The 18,609-nt window shown below is 57.5% G+C and carries 15 protein-coding genes; 7 read left to right on the forward strand and 8 right to left on the reverse strand.

Annotation, left to right across the window (positions count from 1 at the left end; translation table 11 throughout):
• Window positions 1-83: 83 nt before the first annotated feature.
• The 6 genes from AC1RO5_RS08895 to AC1RO5_RS08920 form a co-directional block, all read right to left on the reverse strand.
• Window positions 84-1,394 carry an ABC transporter substrate-binding protein gene (locus tag AC1RO5_RS08895; RefSeq protein ID WP_493174572.1) on the reverse strand — a complete coding sequence of 437 codons (1,311 nt, stop codon included), beginning with the start codon at window positions 1,392-1,394 and terminating at the stop codon, window positions 84-86.
• 358 nt (window positions 1,395-1,752) lie between these two features.
• Window positions 1,753-2,658, reverse strand: coding sequence for a helix-turn-helix domain-containing protein (locus tag AC1RO5_RS08900; RefSeq protein WP_493174573.1), 906 nt, complete (start codon window positions 2,656-2,658; stop codon window positions 1,753-1,755).
• An 80-nt stretch (window positions 2,659-2,738) separates the two neighbouring features.
• On the reverse strand, window positions 2,739-3,620 hold the full coding sequence (locus AC1RO5_RS08905) for a phosphatidylinositol-specific phospholipase C domain-containing protein (protein WP_493174574.1): 882 nt from the start codon (window positions 3,618-3,620) through the stop codon (window positions 2,739-2,741).
• Window positions 3,621-3,791: 171 nt separating this feature from the next.
• Window positions 3,792-4,658, reverse strand: coding sequence for a phosphatidylinositol-specific phospholipase C domain-containing protein (locus AC1RO5_RS08910; protein ID WP_493174575.1), 867 nt, complete (start codon window positions 4,656-4,658; stop codon window positions 3,792-3,794).
• Window positions 4,659-4,807: 149 nt separating this feature from the next.
• On the reverse strand, window positions 4,808-6,103 hold the full coding sequence (locus AC1RO5_RS08915) for a glycosyltransferase (protein ID WP_493174576.1): 1,296 nt from the start codon (window positions 6,101-6,103) through the stop codon (window positions 4,808-4,810).
• 217 nt (window positions 6,104-6,320) lie between these two features.
• Complete coding sequence (locus tag AC1RO5_RS08920; protein WP_493174577.1) at window positions 6,321-6,683, reverse strand: response regulator; 363 nt, start codon at window positions 6,681-6,683, stop codon at window positions 6,321-6,323.
• Between the two features lie 256 nt (window positions 6,684-6,939).
• Between AC1RO5_RS08920 and AC1RO5_RS08925 the strand changes: the two genes are divergently transcribed.
• From AC1RO5_RS08925 to AC1RO5_RS08940, 4 genes are read left to right on the forward strand one after another with little or no spacing between them, the layout of a single operon-like run.
• Window positions 6,940-10,443: a response regulator gene (locus tag AC1RO5_RS08925; protein ID WP_493174578.1), complete on the forward strand. Its 3,504-nt coding sequence runs from the start codon at window positions 6,940-6,942 to the stop codon at window positions 10,441-10,443.
• The gene (locus AC1RO5_RS08930) at window positions 10,443-11,255 is read left to right on the forward strand and encodes a CheR family methyltransferase (RefSeq protein ID WP_204123700.1); all 813 of its coding nucleotides are present in this window, start codon (window positions 10,443-10,445) and stop codon (window positions 11,253-11,255) included. Before AC1RO5_RS08925 ends, AC1RO5_RS08930 begins: the two co-directional genes overlap by 1 nt.
• Window positions 11,252-12,484 (forward strand): hybrid sensor histidine kinase/response regulator, encoded by a 1,233-nt coding sequence (locus AC1RO5_RS08935; RefSeq protein WP_493174579.1) that lies wholly within the window; start codon window positions 11,252-11,254, stop codon window positions 12,482-12,484. The genes AC1RO5_RS08930 and AC1RO5_RS08935 overlap by 4 nt, the downstream gene beginning before the upstream one ends.
• Window positions 12,485-12,528: 44 nt before the next feature.
• Entirely contained in the window at window positions 12,529-12,906 is a 378-nt protein-coding gene (locus AC1RO5_RS08940) for a response regulator (protein ID WP_018926027.1), read from the forward strand.
• A 76-nt stretch (window positions 12,907-12,982) separates the two neighbouring features.
• On the opposite strand, the gene AC1RO5_RS08945 is transcribed toward AC1RO5_RS08940, so the two are convergent.
• Window positions 12,983-14,038: a tetratricopeptide repeat protein gene (locus AC1RO5_RS08945; protein ID WP_007936702.1), complete on the reverse strand. Its 1,056-nt coding sequence runs from the start codon at window positions 14,036-14,038 to the stop codon at window positions 12,983-12,985.
• A 76-nt stretch (window positions 14,039-14,114) separates the two neighbouring features.
• Window positions 14,115-15,014, reverse strand: coding sequence for a bestrophin family protein (locus AC1RO5_RS08950; protein WP_493174580.1), 900 nt, complete (start codon window positions 15,012-15,014; stop codon window positions 14,115-14,117).
• A 199-nt stretch (window positions 15,015-15,213) separates the two neighbouring features.
• Between AC1RO5_RS08950 and AC1RO5_RS08955 the strand changes: the two genes are divergently transcribed.
• The 3 genes from AC1RO5_RS08955 to AC1RO5_RS08965 are packed head-to-tail and all read left to right on the forward strand — an operon-like array spanning window position 15,214 to window position 18,521.
• Window positions 15,214-17,361 carry an FUSC family protein gene (locus tag AC1RO5_RS08955; RefSeq protein WP_493174581.1) on the forward strand — a complete coding sequence of 716 codons (2,148 nt, stop codon included), beginning with the start codon at window positions 15,214-15,216 and terminating at the stop codon, window positions 17,359-17,361.
• Entirely contained in the window at window positions 17,351-17,551 is a 201-nt protein-coding gene (locus AC1RO5_RS08960; protein ID WP_413696334.1) for a DUF1656 domain-containing protein, read from the forward strand. Before AC1RO5_RS08955 ends, AC1RO5_RS08960 begins: the two co-directional genes overlap by 11 nt.
• Window positions 17,552-17,555: 4 nt before the next feature.
• Window positions 17,556-18,521: an HlyD family secretion protein gene (locus AC1RO5_RS08965; RefSeq protein ID WP_493174582.1), complete on the forward strand. Its 966-nt coding sequence runs from the start codon at window positions 17,556-17,558 to the stop codon at window positions 18,519-18,521.
• The last annotated feature ends 88 nt before the right edge of the window (window positions 18,522-18,609 follow it).

Below are 18,609 nucleotides of genomic sequence, written 5' to 3' on the forward strand. Positions count from 1 at the left end.
CCCCCCCCCCCCCCCCCCCCCCCCCCCCCCCCCCCCCCCCCCCCCCCCCCCCCCCCCCCCCCCGCTCCTACAAGTGCGCGGGGTTATTTGGGATAACCGGCGCGCTTCATCTCACGTTCGGTGGTTGACTGGGCGGCGGTCAGGGCCTGGTCGACCGTGGTCTGGCCGATCAGCGCGGCGGAGAACAGCTTGCCGACCTGGGTGCCCACGGCCTGGAATTCAGGGATGGTCACCAGCTGGATACCGATGTAGGGCACGGGTTTTTGCGACGGTTGGCTCGGGTCCGCGGCTTTCAGCGATTCCAGCGTCACCTTGGCGAACGGCGCGGCATTCATGTAAGCCTCGGTGTAAGTCGAGGCGCGAGTGCCCGGTGGCACGTTGGCGATGCCGTCTTTTTCCGCGACCAGGGCTCCGTACTCCCTGGACGTAGCCCAGGCGCTGAAGGTTTTCGCTGCTTCCTTGGCCTTGGAGCTGGTTGGGATGGCCAGCGCCCAGGAATACAGCCAGGCCGAACCTTTGTCGGTGACCTGATGCGGTGCGTAAGTAAAGCCCACGTGGTCGCTGACTTTGCTCTGGGTTTTATCGGTCACGAACGAGCCGGCCACACTGGCATCGACCCAGATGGCGCACTTGCCGCTGTTGAACAGCGCCAGGTTCTCGTTGAAGCCGTTGCTCGATGCGCCAGGCGGGCCGGATTTTTTCATGGTGTCGACGTAGAAGTTCAGCGCATTTTTCCACTCAGGATCGGTGAACTCAGGTTGCCACTTCTCATCGAACCAGCGCGCGCCATAGGCGTTGGCGACGGTGGTGATCAGCGCCATGTTTTCGCCCCAGCCAGCCTTGCCGCGCAGGCAGATGCCGTACTGTTCTTTATCTTTATGGGTGAGTTTGCTGGCGAATTCGCCGATCTGTTCCCAGGTCGGGCGTTCCGGCATGGTCAGCCCGGCGTCCTTGAACAGGTCGGTGCGGTAATAGGTGATGGAGCTTTCAGCGTAGAACGGCAGGGCATAGAGCGAGCCCTTGACCGAAAGACCTTCACGCACCGAAGGGAAAACGTCGTCGAGGGCGTAGCTGACCGGCAAGTCCTTCATCGGTTCCAGCCAACCCTTGGCACCCCAGAGTGCGGCTTCGTACATGCCGATGGTCAACACATCGAACTGCCCGCCCTGGGTGGCGATGTCGGTGGTCAGGCGTTGACGCAGGACGTTTTCTTCGAGCACCACCCAATTGAGCTTGATGTCCGGATGCTCGGCCTCGAAGGTTTTCGAGAGCTTTTGCATGCGGATCATGTCGCTGTTGTTGACGGTGGCGATGGTCAGGGTCTGAGCGCCGAGGCTGACGCTGCTGAGGGTCATGCAGGTGAGGGCAAGTAGAGCTTTTACAGAAGGTTGCATCATGCACTCCTTTTCTGCACCCGGGGGTTACAGAAGGACAGTTATTGTTTTTGTATCTTCCTGCGGAGGGAAGAATGTGCAGCGATTACAGCCTTCAATTGACGGGCTGACAAATCATCCATCGCACTGTTATCGATACTTTTTTGCACTGAGGTTCAGTGTGGGAGGCGTGGAGAACGGCGATTTAGCGATTAGCCCTGATTAAATCCGTATAGGTTTCGGGGCGAGAATCAAAAAATCGCAGCCTTCGGCAGCTCCTACGTTGACCGTGGACGACCCAATTTCCGCGGTCATGCCGGATTCCTGTAGGAGCTGCCGAAGGCTGCGATCTCTTGATCTTTTGATCTGTCGGGGTCTTCTAACCCAGATTCTGCTCAGTCAAACGCTGCACCGCCAACCGCCGATAGTGCGACGGCGTCATGCCCTTGAGTTGCTGAAAACGCCGGTTGAAGTTGGAAATGTTGTTGAAGCCCGACTCGAAGCACACATCGGTCACCGGCTTGTCGCCATCGGCCAGCAGTTCGCAGGATTTGCTGATGCGCAGGCGATTGACGAACTCGATGAAGCAGCGCCCGGTGGCCTGTTTAAACACTCGGCTGAAATAGGTCGGCTTCAGACCCAGATGCTCGGCCACCTCTTCCAGCGTCAAATCCCGGGCGTAATGGGCAAAGATGTAATCCACCGCCCGGTTGGTACGGTCGATATTGTGTTCATCGGCCAATTGCGGCGTCGTGGCACCGGAAAGCAACTGGTAGTCATCGGACGCCGCCAGCAACTCCAGCAGAATGAAAAAGTGCCCGAGCCGGGTCATGCCCTGGGTGTCGGCGATGCGCTGCATCAAGGTCATGGCCTGGCGGATGGTGCGCTTGCAGCGAAACTCGATGCCGTACTGCGCGCGCTCCAGCAAGGGCGCAATTGTCTTGAGTTCGGCGAACACCTGATGGCCGCTTTCGAACAGCTCGTCAGTGAAGTTGACCAGCATGTCGCGCTCGGGCACCACTTCGTCTTCGGCCACCTGGCTGATCCAGTTGTGGGGCAGGTTGGGGCCGGTCAGGAACAGTGTTTCCGGGTAAAAGTTGCCGATGTAGTCACCGATGAACACCTTGCCGGAGCTGGCGACAATCAGGTGCAGTTCGTATTCCTTGTGGAAATGCCAGCGCACCAGGGGGCAGGGGAATCCGTGCTGGCGATAGATGATGGACAACCCGTTGTGGTCGTCCATCAATTCGTAGGAGGGATCGGTAACTCTGGCTGGTCGGCTCATGTCAGGACACTTTTATTGTTATCGCCCCTTGATCATGCCTCTTTCGGGACGCCTAAGGCCAGCTTGCAACGCAACTGTGCTCAGGCGGGGGCATGCAAGGCATCACCGTATACCGCTTTCATGCTGGTGGCACTCCAGCAGTAACGAACGATTTCGGATTCGTCGAAAAAGTCGGTATTGATAATGCTGCAACGCGTGACCCAGTCCCGGGTCGGATTGAACCACTCATTGATCTGGTTCTTGATGTTTTGAGGACCTCCCAGAAGCGCGTAACTGGTGGCCGATAACGACCATAGGAACGATTCGTAAGGCGCGTCATCGAGTGTGTGGGAAATATGGGTTTTCAGATCATCGGTATCGGTGAAGCGCTTGCCGGCCCACTTGTGTGTGATGCGCGGCCAGAAGTAGTCCTCATCGAGCTCCCGCCGTGCAGGCGCCGCCAACACCACCCTGCGACGAGCACTGATACGCTTTAGTTCGCCGATCGTTTTTGTGGCGTCACCGGGCGGTATGGCCCGCTGTCCGAGTTGACTCACCAGAAGAGCATTGAGTTTCTGATAGTCGAAGGGCTTGTTGCCGTCCCCTAGTTCATGAAAGTCGAAAACCACAAATTCGTCCGGGTTGCGATCCAGGAAAGATAATATTGCACTGATCAGCTCATCGAGGACTCGATGGGATTGGTAGCCATTGTGATGGAAATAGAAGATCGACTGATCAGCACCCTCGGTGTAGCCCAAGCGGATATCGAATACCCGCGCGCCATTGGACAGTTGCCATGCAAATGAACCGTTTTGACACGTCGTCCAGTTGCCGACGACCACTTCATAATTAGGCGCCTGTTTATCCATGCCGGCGTTATGGGCGCCGGGCCAGATAACATCAGTCAGTTTTATACGATTGATGTCGAGGACAGTGCTCATCCACGTTTGTTTATCCAGCGTGATGGCTGTGTTATGGGTCATGACAGTTCCTTGTCATTGAATCGTCTCCTCCATGGCGGCGACGAAATTCATGTGTCGGATGTGGCTGCGTGCCATACCCCTATTACTCGCCTGCGTAGAAAGGCTTTCATGACCCAGCATAGAAGTGCACGACAGCATTGCCAGTCACGGAAATACTTGCACAAGAAATAGCTAGCGGGTTCGCTTGGCGGCTTTATTCAGGTTCGCGGTCAGGCAATATGAAACAATGTTGCTTTCTTCAATGAAGTCGACGTTGATAATGTTGCACCGTGTTGCCCAGTCGCTTTTATTCGGATCAAACCACGAATTAAGCTCATCATGAATATCTACCGGACCACCGAGAGCGCTATAACTGGTCGCGGACAGGGACCATGGTGCCCATGTGCCTGGCGGGTACTTCAGCACTTTTATAATGTGCTGTTCCAACTCAGCGGCACTGGTGATGCCGCTGCCAGACCATTTGTGCTCGATTTGCTGGATGAATACGTTCTTGTCAATTGCCCAGTGCCAAGGCGCAGCAACCACAACGCGTTGGCTGTCGCTGAGGCGTTTGAGTTGGCCGAGGCCCAACGAGCGATTTTGGTTGGGAATCAAGCGGCGACCAAGGAAGTGGGCCATCATCTTATTGAAGTAAGCGTAATCAAAGTCATCCCCACTCAATTCATGAAAGTCCAGGATGATGAATTCATTGGGATTTTCTTGCAGAAATGCTTCTACGTCTCTGACAAGGTGTCCAAACGTACGGCCGTTACGGTAGCCGTTGTGATGAATACAGAACTTGCCAAGCCCCGGCGCACTAGCGTCATACGTCAAACGGATGTCAAGCACTCGGGAACCGTGGTGCAGTTGCGAGTAAAACGATTCGTGCTGACAGGCCAGCCAATGGGCGCCCGGAATCAGCGGCCAGGACGCCTTCCAGTCGCTGCCGGCGTTATGGGTGCCTGGTAGTGTCAATTCGGCGAGCGACAAAGTATCAATCGCCGGCGTGGCGCCCATCCAGTTTCTAAGTGCATAGTTGTTTTGAACAATGTTGTCCATTTAATGCTTCCTTGCATGGTTTTATAGGTGTTATTGGCTGGCCGAAGTGAGTAACTGTTACCCACTTCGGTCAATAATTTATAAAGGGAAAGAGAGGGGCGATCAATCGTCGTGATAATGCAGGATGTGTATATTTAGTTGTACGTTAATTAAGCGGGGTTTCGGTTTTTCGCCTCAATCCATTGCGCCATGTATTGCGTACTTTTATGGTGGTGATGACGCAACATGCCGCCCATGAAGTTATCACTTCGAAGTTGTGCGAGGTGCTGTTGGCAATATAACAACTTCTCGATCAGTGCCGGGCCATGTTCCGACCGTCGATAACGTTCAGCCAGCAACCTCTGCCCGTGGAGTTGGGCCTGCGTCCAAAGCGCTTCATCCTTGTACAGCCGCACGGCACAGTCAGCCACTTCCCGTGCCGTCCGGGCCATGGCACCAGGCCAGGGATGATTGCCGTGCATCGCTTCGGCACCAATGGGGGTTGTCACCGTAGGCGTGCCGCACAACATGGCGTCGACAATCTTGCCTTTGATACCGGCACCGAAGCGTAGAGGCGCCAGACAAATGCGTGCCGCCGACATCACTTGCAAAGCATCTTCTGCCCAGTTCATGACATGAAAACCCTGGGCCGGGTTGTGCAGCGCGGTAGCCTTGGGTGGCGTGTAAGCACCATAGATATGCAATTGAGCCGCGGGCAGTTGCTCGCGGATCAACGGCCATATGGCTGTTTTCATCCAGAGCACCGCATCCCAGTTCGGCGCATGTCGAAAATTGCCGATGCTGAGAAAGTGCGCCCGATCTTCAAAGGCTGTCGGCGGCACGCACTCAGGTTCGACCATCAGCGGACACCAGTGCAGCAAGTTGCGCGGCAGCTTGAACTGCTCGACCAGCAATTCGATCTCCACTTCAGAGATCATCAGGTTCAGGTCGCAACGGTACAGCGCAGCAATCTCCCGTTTGGCGAGATCGGTATCGGCCATGAGCTGGAACTCTTCACGCAAGGCTGGCGCGAATAGCTCGCTGAAATCGTTGGCGTCGTCACTGGCCTTCAAGCGTTCCTTGAGCCGCTGATGCCGTGCATGACGAAGGCTTTGCAGGTCAGAGGTCTCAAGTACGCGCAAGGCGTCCGGGCAGTGCTTTTCGACTCGCCAACCGAACTGTTCTTCCATCATGAACTGGTCGAACAGGACAATATCCGGTGCGAGTTCACTGATAAACGCATCGAAGCTGCTGTTATTCAACTCGATCGGCACTTCGCGGATACCCAGTGCGGTCAGGTCCGCACGATGCTCACCGGTGCCTGCCGGACTGCTGAAAGTAATGTCCCAGCCTTGCTGCAAGAACGTGTCGAGGATTTGCATCACATGCCCGCTGGCCGCCGAAGACCGGGGCTCGGGCCAGACGTAACCAATGACCAGGACTTTGGTTGGGCGAGGTTGACTCATGAAATGGAAGTCCTTGATGCAGGCATGCGGCCGGGGAATATAGGGGGCGGCATTAAACCATAGCTCGCCGCATTTTTTTCCGTGTTCGTCCGGGGGGAGTCCCTTGTTTCAGGGGCGATTCGGGCTCGAGAGTCCCACGAGCAACGGTTGGGTGATGAGCTGCAATGCGTCAGGTGCCGGAGTGATTCTTCAAGTTGCCCCGGCATTCTGGAGTTAATTAATGACGAAGAATGTGTTTTACCTTGTCCCGCAACTGATCAATGGAAAACGGCTTGCCGATCACATGCATGCCATCAGGCACTTCAATACTTTCGGCATAGCCGCTGGCGAACAGAATCGGCAGCTTGGGGCGCAGCATGCGTGCCTGTTTCGCCAGTTCACGTCCGTCCATGATCGGCAACCCCACATCGGTCATCAGTAAGTCGATGTGCTGGTCCTCATCGTTGATGAAATCCAGCGCCTCTTCACAGCCGTCGGCCTCAAGTACCCGGTATTCCAGTTCCTCCAGCACATCGACGATCAGCGTGCGCACGATGGCATCGTCTTCGACGACCAGGATGGTGGATGCATTGGTGGACATAGTGGGGCTCTCAAAGGTCGGATTTGCGACAGCGTCGATCAAAATCGCCGGGCTCTTGCATGAGTAAGTGACGGATCACGACAAGTTCCCGAGACGTTACAAAAACAATAGCCGCACAAGAACCGCACAGAGTAACCGCTCCTTTGCGCTGGGGCAGTGAAATGCAGGATTTTGCCGAAAAACGTGTCAGAAAAATGGATCCCCTCGGCCGATTTGGGGCAGACTCGATGGCTTCAACAGTTCGACAAGGCTTCCCATGACCTCTGCGCCTGCGGTTGATGAGCAACGATTCCGTAAACTCCTGAGCCGCAACGTCAGCCTGCCGTTGGGTGTCGGTGTCATCAGCGCGGTGTTCTTTGTCTTGCTGATTACCTATCTGCTGTCGGTGATCCAGTGGGTCCAGCACTCGGACCGGGTGATCAATAATGTCAATGAAGCGGTAAAACTGACCGTCGATCTGGAAACCGGCATGCGCGGTTTCCTGCTCAGTGGCGACGAGCATTTTCTCGAGCCCTATGAGACGGCAAAGCCAAGAATAGCGGTCGCCCTCAATACCTTGCTCGAACTGACCGCGGACAATCCGGTGCAGACCGACCGTCTGCACCGGCTCCAGGCCTTGCAGACGGAGTGGGCCAATTTCGCGCAATCGTTGATCGATTTGCAGCATGCAGGCGGTGATTACCGCAGCGTCGTCAAGGTCGGGCGCGGCAAACGGTTGACCGATGAGATCCGCAAGCAATTCGAAGACCTGATCGACATGGAGCAGCAGTTGCGTGCCACGCGCAACGAAGAAGTGCGGCGCACCACAATCTGGAGCATCGCTCTTTATCTACTGTTCGTGGCCGGTATCAGCGGATTGCTGGCCTATATTGGTCGTCGGGATCTGCTCAACCTGTCCCGCAGCTACAGCGTCAACCTCGCCACACAACAGGCCAGCGCCCGGCGGCTGGAGCAGCAGGCCTGGTTGCGCAACGGCCAGACCGAACTGGCCGAACAAGTCCTGGGGCAGTTATCGCTCAATCTGTTGGGGCGCAACATCCTGCAGTTCTGCGCGCAATACCTGGGCAGCGCCGTCGCGGCAATTTATGTGCGTGAGGAGCATGGCGGCCTGAAGCGCATCGCGTCTTACGGTTTCTCCCGGGAACAGGAAGCGCTTGAGCAGCAGATTTACAATGGCGAAGGGATTGTCGGCCAGGTGGCGCAACAGGCGCGCCTGATTCGTCTTGATGACGTGCCAGGCGACTACTTCAAAGTCAGCTCCGGCCTGGGCGAAGGTTTACCACACAGTGTACTGGTGGTACCGACCAGCGATGACGATCGGGTCAACGGGGTGATCGAGCTGGGTTTCCTGCGGCCGCTGACCGATCGTGACATCGAGTTGCTCGAACTGATCGCCGGCAATATCGGCACCTCGATCGAGGCCGCTCGTTATCGCCAGCGCTTGCAGGAAGTGCTGGCCGAAACCCAGCAACTCAACGAGGAGCTGCAGGTTCAGCAAGAAGAACTCAAGAGCGCCAACGAAGAGCTGGAAGAGCAGTCGCGGGTTCTCAAGGAGTCCCAGGCTCACCTGGAAACCCAGCAGGTCGAGCTGGAGCAAACCAACGAACAACTCGCCGAACAGGCGCAGATCCTGGCCGAGCAACGCGACGCCATGGACCTGAAGAACAGCCAGCTGAATCAGGCCCAGCTTGAGCTTGAGGCCCGCGCCGAAGAATTGCAGCGTGCCAGCAAGTACAAGTCCGAATTCCTGGCCAACATGTCCCACGAGCTGCGCACGCCGCTGAACAGTTCGTTGATTCTGGCGAAATTGCTGGCGGAAAACCCGCAGGAAAACCTCAGCGCCGAGCAGATCAAGTTCGCCGAGTCGATCTATTCCGCCGGCAACGACTTGCTCAACCTGATCAACGACATTCTCGACATTTCCAAGGTTGAAGCCGGCAAACTTGAGGTGCGTCCGGAGAACACCAGCGTTGCGCGCCTGGTGGAAGGCCTGCGGGGAATGTTCGAGCCGTTGGCTGCGGACAAGAAACTGGATTTTGACGTCGAATTGCAGGCCGACGCGCCGCTGATGCTGTTCACCGACCGCCAGCGCCTGGAGCAAGTGATCAAGAACCTGTTGTCCAACGCGGTGAAGTTCACCGAAAAGGGCACCGTCAGCCTGATCGTGGCTGCTCAGCCGGGCCATGGCATTGCCTTTATCGTTCGCGACTCCGGGATCGGCATTGCACCGGATCATCAGGAAAGCATTTTCGAAGCCTTCCGTCAGGCCGACGGCACCACTAACCGTCGTTACGGCGGTACCGGCCTGGGCCTGTCGATCTCTCGTGATCTGGCCACGTTGTTGGGCGGCTCCATCAGCCTGACCAGCACGCCGGGGCAGGGCAGTGTGTTCACCCTGGTCTTGCCGCAGCACTACGTCGAACCGGGCGATACGCCCGTCGAAACGATGAAAGCCACGCCGGTGGCCATGCCGGCTTTCATATCGAAAAACGCTGTAATTGCCGCGCCTGTGCCGCTGATTGCCGACGTCGACATTGCGTGTTTCGACGATGATCGCCACAAGGCGCCGTTCGCCAGTCGTTGCATCCTGGTGGTGGAAGATGAGCCCGACTTTGCGCACATCCTCTACGATCTTGCCCATGAACTGGGTTATCAGTGCCTGGTGGCCCACGGCGCCGATGAAGGATACGACCTGGCCAGGCAATTCATCCCCGATGCGATCCTGCTGGACATGCGCCTGCCGGATCATTCCGGGCTGACGGTATTGCAGCGCCTGAAAGAGCACGCCGAAACCCGGCACATTCCCGTGCATGTGATCTCTGTCGAAGACCGTGTCGAGGCCGCCATGCACATGGGCGCCATCGGTTACGCGGTCAAACCGACCACGCGCGAGGAGCTCAAGGAGGTGTTTGCCCGTCTTGAAGCCAAACTGACCCAGAAGGTCAAACGCATATTGCTGGTCGAAGACGACGATGTGCAGCGCGACGGTATTGCCCGATTGATCGGCGACGAGGACATCGAAATCACTGCCGTCGGCCTGGCGCAGGATGCACTCGATTTACTGCGCACCACGATTTTCGACTGCATGATCATCGACCTGAAACTGCCGGACATGCTCGGCAACGACTTGCTCAAGCGTATGTCCTGCGAGGATATCTGCTCGTTTCCGCCGGTGATCGTCTATACCGGGCGCAACCTGACCCGGGACGAAGAGGCCGAGCTGCGCAAGTATTCGCGCTCGATCATCATCAAGGGCGCGCGCTCGCCCGAACGGTTGCTGGATGAAGTGACACTCTTTCTGCACAAGGTCGAATCCCGGTTGTCCCATGAACGCCAGACCATGCTCAAGACCGCCCGCAGCCGCGACAAGGTGTTCGAGGGGCGCAAGGTGCTGCTGGTGGACGACGATATTCGTAACATCTTTGCCCTGACCAGTGCGTTGGAGCAAAAGGGTGCGGTCGTGGTGATTGGCCGTAACGGTCGTGAAGCAATTGAGCGATTGAATGACGTCGAGGACATCGACCTGGTGCTGATGGACGTGATGATGCCGGAAATGGATGGTTTCGAAGCCACCCTCGAAATCCGCAAAGACCCACGCTGGCGCAAGCTGCCGATCATTGCGGTGACGGCCAAGGCGATGAAGGACGATCAGGAGCGCTGCTTGCAGGCCGGCTCCAATGACTACCTGGCCAAGCCCATCGACCTGGATCGCCTGTTCTCGCTGATTCGTGTGTGGTTACCGAAGATGGAACGCCTCTAATGGAGCGCAGCGAAATCGAACTGAGGTTGTTGATCGAAGCGATCTACCTCAAATACAGCTACGATTTTCGCGATTACTCTGGCGCGTCGATCAAGCGTCGGGTCAACCATGCATTGAGCCAATTCGAGTGCAATACCATCTCGGCACTGCAAGAGAAGGTCCTGCACGACCCAACCGCGTTCATGCAGCTGCTGCAATTGCTGACGATTCCGGTCAGCGAAATGTTTCGCGACCCTTCGCACTTCCTGGCGCTGCGTCAGGAAGTGGTGCCGCTGCTCAAGACCTGGCCGTCGATCAAGGTCTGGATTGCCGGTTGCAGCACCGGCGAAGAGGTCTATTCGATGGCGATCCTGCTGCGCGAAGAAGGCTTGCTGGAGCGCACCATCATCTATGCCACTGACATCAACCCGCGCTCGCTGGATAAAGCCAGGCAGGGGATTTTCTCCCTGCAGAATGTCCGCGCCTACACTCACAACTATCAGCAGGCCGGTGGTCAGCGTTCGTTCGCCGATTACTACACGGCGGCTTATGACTACGCGATTTTCGACAAGAGCCTGTGCGACAACGTGACCTTCGCCGATCACAGCCTGGCCACCGATAGCGTATTTTCCGAAACTCAATTAATTTCGTGTCGTAATGTGCTGATTTATTTCAACAAAAAACTTCAGGATCGAACGTTCGGCTTGTTTCACGAATCTTTGTGTCACCGGGGTTTTCTGGCGCTGGGCAGTAAGGAAACCCTGGATTTTTCGGCCTATGGCAATCAGTTCGAGCCGTTGGTCAAACAAGAAAGGATCTACCGCAAATCATGAACAGTGCAGGTATTCCTCTCAGTAATATCCTGGCCAAATTGCTGATCGTCGACGACCTGCCGGGGAACCTGCTGGCGCTCGAGGCCTTGATCAAGCGTGAGGACCTCATCGTCTACCAGGCCTTGTCCGCCGATGAAGCCTTGTCGCTGTTGTTGCAGCACGAATTCGCGCTGGCCATTCTCGATGTGCAGATGCCCGGCATGAACGGCTTCGAGTTGGCCGAGTTGATGCGCGGCACGGAAAAAACCAAAAACATCCCGATTGTGTTTGTCAGTGCCGCTGGCCGTGATCTCAACTACGCGTTCAAGGGCTACGAAAGCGGAGCGGTGGACTTTCTGCACAAGCCACTGGATGTTCACGCGGTCAAGAGCAAGGTCAATGTCTTCGTCGATCTGTATCGCCAGAGCAAGGCGATGCAACAGCAGGTTGAAGCCCTGGAGCAAAGTCGCCGCGAACAGGAGGCGCTGCTTGAACAGTTGCAGAACACCCAGAATGAACTGGAGCAAGCGGTGCGCATGCGCGATGACTTCATGTCCATCGTCGCGCACGAAGTCCGTACGCCGCTCAATGGCCTGATCCTCGAAACCCAGTTGCGCAAAATGCACCTGGCCCGGGATAACGCCGCGGCGTTCACCCTGGACAAAATGCACGCCATGGTCGAGCGCGACGAGCGGCAGATCAAAAGCCTGATCCGCCTGATCGAAGACATGCTCGATGTGTCGCGGATCCGCACCGGCAAGCTATCGATCCGCCCCAGTCGGTTTGACCTGGTGCAACTGGTGCACAATCTTTTGCAAAACTTCGCACCGCAGGTTGAGGCCGCGCAGGCGTCAGTCAGCTTGATCGCCGACCAACCCGTGATGGGCGACTGGGACGAGTTTCGTATTGAACAAGTGATTTCCAATCTGCTGACCAATGCCTTGCGCTATGGTGCCAAGAGCGCAATCGACATACGAGTGTACAATCACCACGGGCAAGCGCGGGTTGAGGTTCAGGATCGCGGTATCGGGATCGGTGAAGAGAATCAGCAGCGCATTTTTCAGCAGTTCGAGCGGGTTTCCACCAGGGCCGTGGTGGCGGGATTGGGCCTGGGTTTGTTTATTTCGCAGCAGATTGTCGCCGCCCATGGTGGCTCCATCACCGTCGAGAGCCGGATTGGCGAAGGCGCCTTGTTTCGCGTTTGTCTGCCGCTGCAGGAAAACAGCCCGATGAACGCAACCTCTGAGTGACCACATGGTCGTATCAGCAGCTATTGACCGAGCAAAGGTTTTCCATGAGTGAAGATGCACAAGACGTGGTACTGATCGTCGAGGATGATCCTTCGATTTTGATGGTGTTGTCCGCTTATTTATCGGGTGAAGGTTACCGGGTGCTGCAAGCCGAAAACGGTGAGCAGGCCTTTGAGATTCTGGCGAGCAAACCGAACCTGGACATGATGATCACCGACTTCCGCCTGCCTGGCGGGATTTCCGGCGTGCAGATCGCCGAACCGGCCGTGAAGCTGCGACCGGAACTCAAGGTGATCTTCATCAGCGGTTACCCGCAGGAAATCCGCGAGACCGACAGCCCGATCACCCGCAAGGCACCGATCCTGGCCAAGCCATTCGATCTGGATGTGTTGCAACAGATCATGCAGGACATGCTCTCCTGAAGCGGCGTCGACGGTTGTGTCGTACGGCCCCCTTCAGGAGCTGCCGAAGGCTGCGATCTTGATCTTTTGATCTTGATTAAAGCCCTTGCTGCAACGCCGGATCATCCGGATTGAGCTGCTCGAGCTGCGCCAGCAGGATCTGCACGTTCTGCAACTGTCCGCTTTCCTTCCAATAGTTGATCAACAGCACGCGCGCCTTGCGATCGGCAGGGTGGCGCTGGACGATTTCCTGCAGCTGTTTCTGCGCTGCTTCCAGCTCTTGCTCGCCATGCAGCGTGGTGGCCAGGTCGTAGCGGTAATCCTTGTTGTCGGGCTCAAGCTCCACGGCTTTGGACAGCCCGAGCAATGCGAACTCACTTTGCCCGTGATGCAGCAACCAGAGCCCCAACGCATGTTGCAGATAGGCCGAATCGGGCTGGGCCTTTAACTGCTTCGCCAACAATTGCTGGGCGGCATCGCTTTGGCCCTGTCGGTCCAGCACGTCAATCTGCATCACCAGTGCCGGCAGGTTGCCGGGCGCCAGTTGCAACGTGCGCTCCAATGCCTGCTGCGCGTCCTTCAGTTCGGCATTGTGCAAGTGCAGGCGCGCCAGTTGGTACTGGGTGTCGGCGCTTTCCGGCTGGTGCTTGAGGACCTGTTCCCAGGCATCGATGGCTTGCTCCAAGGGGCCGAAATACAACCCCAGCTCATCCGGGGACAGCCCTAACAAGGCGTTGACTGCGACAAACCGGACACTTTGGTCGCTGTCATCGAGCAAGGGCCCGAGCAACAGACTTCGCTGTCCATTGGGCACTAAACCGCTGACGCTTTTGATCGCCGCGATGCGCACATCCGCCGATGGATGTTGCAGGTCTGCATCCGCCAGTTTCAAGGCTTGCGGGCTGGGGTAGTTGGGCAGTTCGGCATGCAGCCAGACGCGGCGCTTGTCAGACAGATCAGGGCGGCCCAATTGCTGGTAAAGAACCCGCGCCGCCCCCGGTTGACCCGTGCGTGCCTGGGTCAGCGCTTCACTGTAGCCGCGTCGAATTGCCTCCGGCACCACAGGCGTCGTGCTGCGCAAAAAAAACCAGGCGAGGGCGAGGGCAAACAGTGCGCAGAGGCTGATGAGCAGATAGCGGCGGGACTGAGGCATGCAGGAATCCGGGAGCTGACGGGCTTTTGCAAAGTCACCAGCTTCGGTCAGGCCGGGCTGTGAGTCAAACCCTGGCTCAGTTCAGCACGTAGTCATCGGGCTCAAGGGCCGGTGGCAAGTCGGTTTGCCCCAGCGCTGCCAGCACTTCGCGCTCCAGTGTGCGCAAAATCGCATTGCACGGCAGATCGTTCTCATCGAAAACGAACGGGTCCTCCAGATCGTCGCCGATTTCGTCGAGGCCGAAAAAGGTGTAGCTGACGATGGCGGTAATCACCGGCGTCAGCCAGCCAAGAGATTCTGCCATGGCGAACGGCAACAGGATGCAGAACAGGTAGATGGTGCGGTGCAGCAGCAGGGTGTAAGGGAAGGGCAGTGGCGTGCTTTTGATGCGTTCGCAACTGGCCTGGACCTGACTGAGGCTGACCAGTCGCGTTTCCAGTTGGGTATAACGCCATTCGCTGATCTGGCCGCGCTCGGCGAGGGCCGAGCACCGGGCGCCGATCCGCTGCAAGAGCGCGTCAGTGATATTCGGGTGCCCCGCGTCGACGGCATCCTGCGTCCACGGTTTGATGGCGCTGATCTCGCTCTCAAGGCGCAGACGGGCGATCAGGCCATGGGCGAACCCGCAGAGTTCACGCAGCATAAGTTCACGTTCGGCCGCCGCCATCAGCCCCTGGGTCTGGCGAATCAACGAGCGCACTTCGATGATCAACTGCCCCAGATGCTTGCGGCCCTCCCACCAGCGGTCGTAGCAGGCGTTGTTACGAAAGCTCATGAAGATCGACAACGAAAGACCCAGCAGGGTGAACGGCGTGGCGTTGACCTTGGAGAAATACGCCGGATGCCAGATCTCCACCAGCACGATCACCGACGCCAGCAGGGTCACCAACAGACTGCGCAAGGCAATGCGCTTGGCAATCGAGCCTTTAAGGGAAAACAGCATGCCGAGCAGATTCGGCTTGGGACGCACAATCATGGGCAGGGGCTTTATAGAGAGAGTGATGCTTTCGCAGCGATTTCAGCCTAGGGGCATGGGGTGATCCTGTCCAATCGCTTTGGCTGACGAAGTGATCGACAGGCTCTATCAAGGTGGGCGTAACCATCAGCGAAATGTCCTACAGGTTTTGTCGACACAGAAATTCGTCGTGATGACTACGCTTGCAGGAGATGACTCGATGAGCGCTCCCATGCAACCGCTGCTGCAATACTTCAAGGCGATTCTCAACCCCGGACGCGAGGTGCTGCTGTTTGCCCTGAGAACCATCGTGGCCGGGCTACTGACGCTGTACCTGGCCTTTGTGTTCGACCTCGACCAGCCCAAATGGTCGATCATGGCGGTGATCATTGTCAGCCAGCCATTGGGCGGTATGGCTCTGGCCCGAAGTTTCGGCCAAATCATCGGCACCACGTTGGGCGCGGCAGTCGCGGTGTTGATCATGGCCATTTTTCCCCAGGCGCCGCTGCCCTTCATCATCACCCTGGCCTTATGGCTGGCGCTGTGTACCGCCGGCGGCACCTTGTTGCGCTACACCAGTTCCCAGGCGTTTGTTCTGAGCGGTTACACGGCGGTGGTGGTGGCACTGCTGGCGCAACCCGATCAGGAGGGCACGTTCCTATTGGCGGTCACTCGCGTGACAGAAACATTGTTGGCGGTGGCCTGCGTGTGCGTTGTCAGCCTTCTGACGGCGCGTCCGGAGGCGGTGGCCAAGGGTTACTTCGCCAAGATCGATCAAGTGATCAAACTGCTCGCGACTCACGCGGCAGCGGTGATTCGAACCGAGGAAAGCGAGGCCGATTTCCACAAGCGGCAAATGCAACTGCTGGGCGAGATCAGTGCCCTTGAAGGGCTGCGTCGACATTTGTATTTCGATGCGCCACGGTTGCGCAGTGCCAATAGTCTGGTGCAGTTGCTCGGCAATCAACTGGTGCTGCTGACTTCGCGGTTGACGGCTTTGCGTCACCAGCGGCAATTGCTCACCGAACGTTGGGAGGGCGCACTGCCGGAAGAGATACAGCGGTTGCGCAGCGAAGAACTGGCGTTTCTCGATGACCTGGCCGTGCAAGGGCGCTCATTGTCGACCGAAGCGCGGCATCATTTCTCGGCGCTGCAACAGCGTTTCGATGACCAGGCCTACAAGGCCGAACAACTCACCGAGACGATGCCTGCCACGCTGCGTTCATTGGCCTGGGCGCTGCGCTGGGAGCAGGCACGGATGTTGGAGCAACTGGGGCAGATTCTGGAACTGAGTGACGCGATTCAGGAAGGACGTGAAGCCAGCTGTGTGTTCCGCGGCCAGGACAATCCGTTGCATCTGGATTTCACGTTAGCGGCAATGAACGCAATCCGGGCATTTACCGCGTTGCTGGTGGCCGGTCTGATCTGGATCGAGACTGCTTGGGATGGGGCCCGTGGCGGGATGATTGTGGTGGGGATTCTCTGTTCGCTGATGGCAACTTTTCCCCGGCCGTTGCTCGCCAGCCAAAGCTTTGCCAGGGGGTTAGGTCTGGCCTTGGTGGTGTCGGCGTTCTATCTGTTCATGCTGATGCCGATGATCAGTGACTTCGAGTTACTCGCCTTGTTGTTTGCGCCATTGCTGTACGCCGTCGCGGTGGGGCTGGCCAGTCCGCCAACCACTGGCACAGGCATCGGTCTTGGACTGACGACCATGCTGTTGCTGGGGCCGCAAAACGCAGGAATCGGCCAAAACAATGCCATTCAGTGGTTTGAATTTGCCGGCGCGTATATCAGCGCCGCCGCGCTGGCGCTCAGTGTTTACGCCTTGATCTTCCCGTTCAGGCCCGATTTACGGATACGCCGGCTGTTCAATGAAAGCTGTGAGCAGGTCTACGCTTTGTTGAAGACGCCGGCCACCGATGAGCAGCAATTTGCGTTTGAAAGCCGTATGGTCGATCGCCTGACCATGATGTTGGGACTATTGCCGGCGGCCAGCGACAAGCATTCGCGCGAGCTGTTCGAAGTCAGCCTCGGGTGCATGGCACTGGGAGTGGCTTTGAACCAACTCAGGCAACAGGGGCAAAGCAACACGTTGTTGAGTCCGGAACAACGGAACCGTTTGCTGGTTGCTGTCCGTGAGACAGGACAATTGATCGCGGGGCGGCCCGGGATTGACCTTGAGCAGTTGCTCGGAAACTTGCGTGTGTTGGGCGATGAAATGGACGACTTGCATTTGGACGTTCATGAACACCTGTGGTCGGTGTTCAGAATGCGCGTGGCGTTGTTGATCGTGGTGTCGTTTGTGCAGCGACATCGCAAATACTTTCAACCCACAAACGTGGAAGGAGTGCCGGTCCTTGCCCATTGATCTGGAAGTGGGCGGTGTCTATCTGCCGCCAATCGCCCAGGCCTTGTTGTTGGCCTTGCCGATTTTTCTGCTGTTGGACTGGATCTTGCGCCGCTTCGGGGTACTGCGTTTTGTCTGGCATGAGGCGCTGTTCGAAGGCGCGTTGTATGCCTGCGTATGCGCAACGTTGATCCTGGTGATGGGAGCCTGATGCCTTGAAGACGATTCTTGCCCGACTCGCGACCCTGGCGGTGGTGGTGCTGGCCGTCATCCTCGGCTGGTTCGCCTGGGAGCATTACACCCGCGCCCCCTGGACTCGCGATGCACGGGTTCGCGCCGATGTGGTGACGTTGTCCGCTGATGTCTCGGGGCGCATCGTTAGCCTGAGCGTGCAAGACAACCAGCGTGTCGAGAAAGGCCAGTTGCTGCTGGAGATCGACCCGGCTCGTTATACGCTGGCGGTGGAGCATGCCAAGCGTGCGGTGGAAGTCGCCAAAGCCACGCTTGGCCAGTCCGAAGCGACGATTGTTTCCAGTGAAGCGCTGCTCAGGCAGCGTCAAAGTGAAGAGCGTCGCCGTCGAACCCTCAAACAGCGTTTCGCGATCTCTGGCGAAGAATGGGAAAAATCCAGTACCGAAGTGGCTGTGGCGCAGGCGGAGCTGTTGCGCAATCAGGCCAATCTGGGCCTGGCGCATGCCAACGTGCAACTGGCGATCGCCGCTTTGACCCAGGCCGAACTGGACTTGCAGCGAACGCGGGTTGCAGCGCCTGTCAGCGGTTACGTGACCAACCTGCTGACGCGTCAGGGTGATTACGCCACTGCCGGGGGCGCATTGTTGGCACTGGTGGACAGCGACTCGTTTTATATCAGCGGCTACTTTGAAGAAACAAAGCTGCCGCGAATCAAGGAGGGCGATCGAGTCAGGATCGAGTTGATGAGCGGCGAGACCTTTGGTGGCACCGTGCAAAGCATTGCCTTTGCTATCGCCGACCGTGAAAACTCCCCCGGCAGTCGCCTGCTGGCCAACATCAACCCGAGTTACACCTGGGTCAAACTGGCGCAACGGGTGCCGGTGCGGATTCAGATCGATGCCGACTATATCGCCAAAAACCGCCTGCGCGCCGGGACCACGGCCACCGTCACTGTCATGGAAAACCGGGATTCCGAGGCAACCCATTAGCCCCTTGTGGGATATGCGTTGAATTACAGACCGACAAAAAAAAGCCCCGCGACCGAATGAGGCGCGGGGCAAAGAATTTGGTTGGATT

The organism is Pseudomonas sp. GW822-FHT02G04, assembly GCF_058802085.1.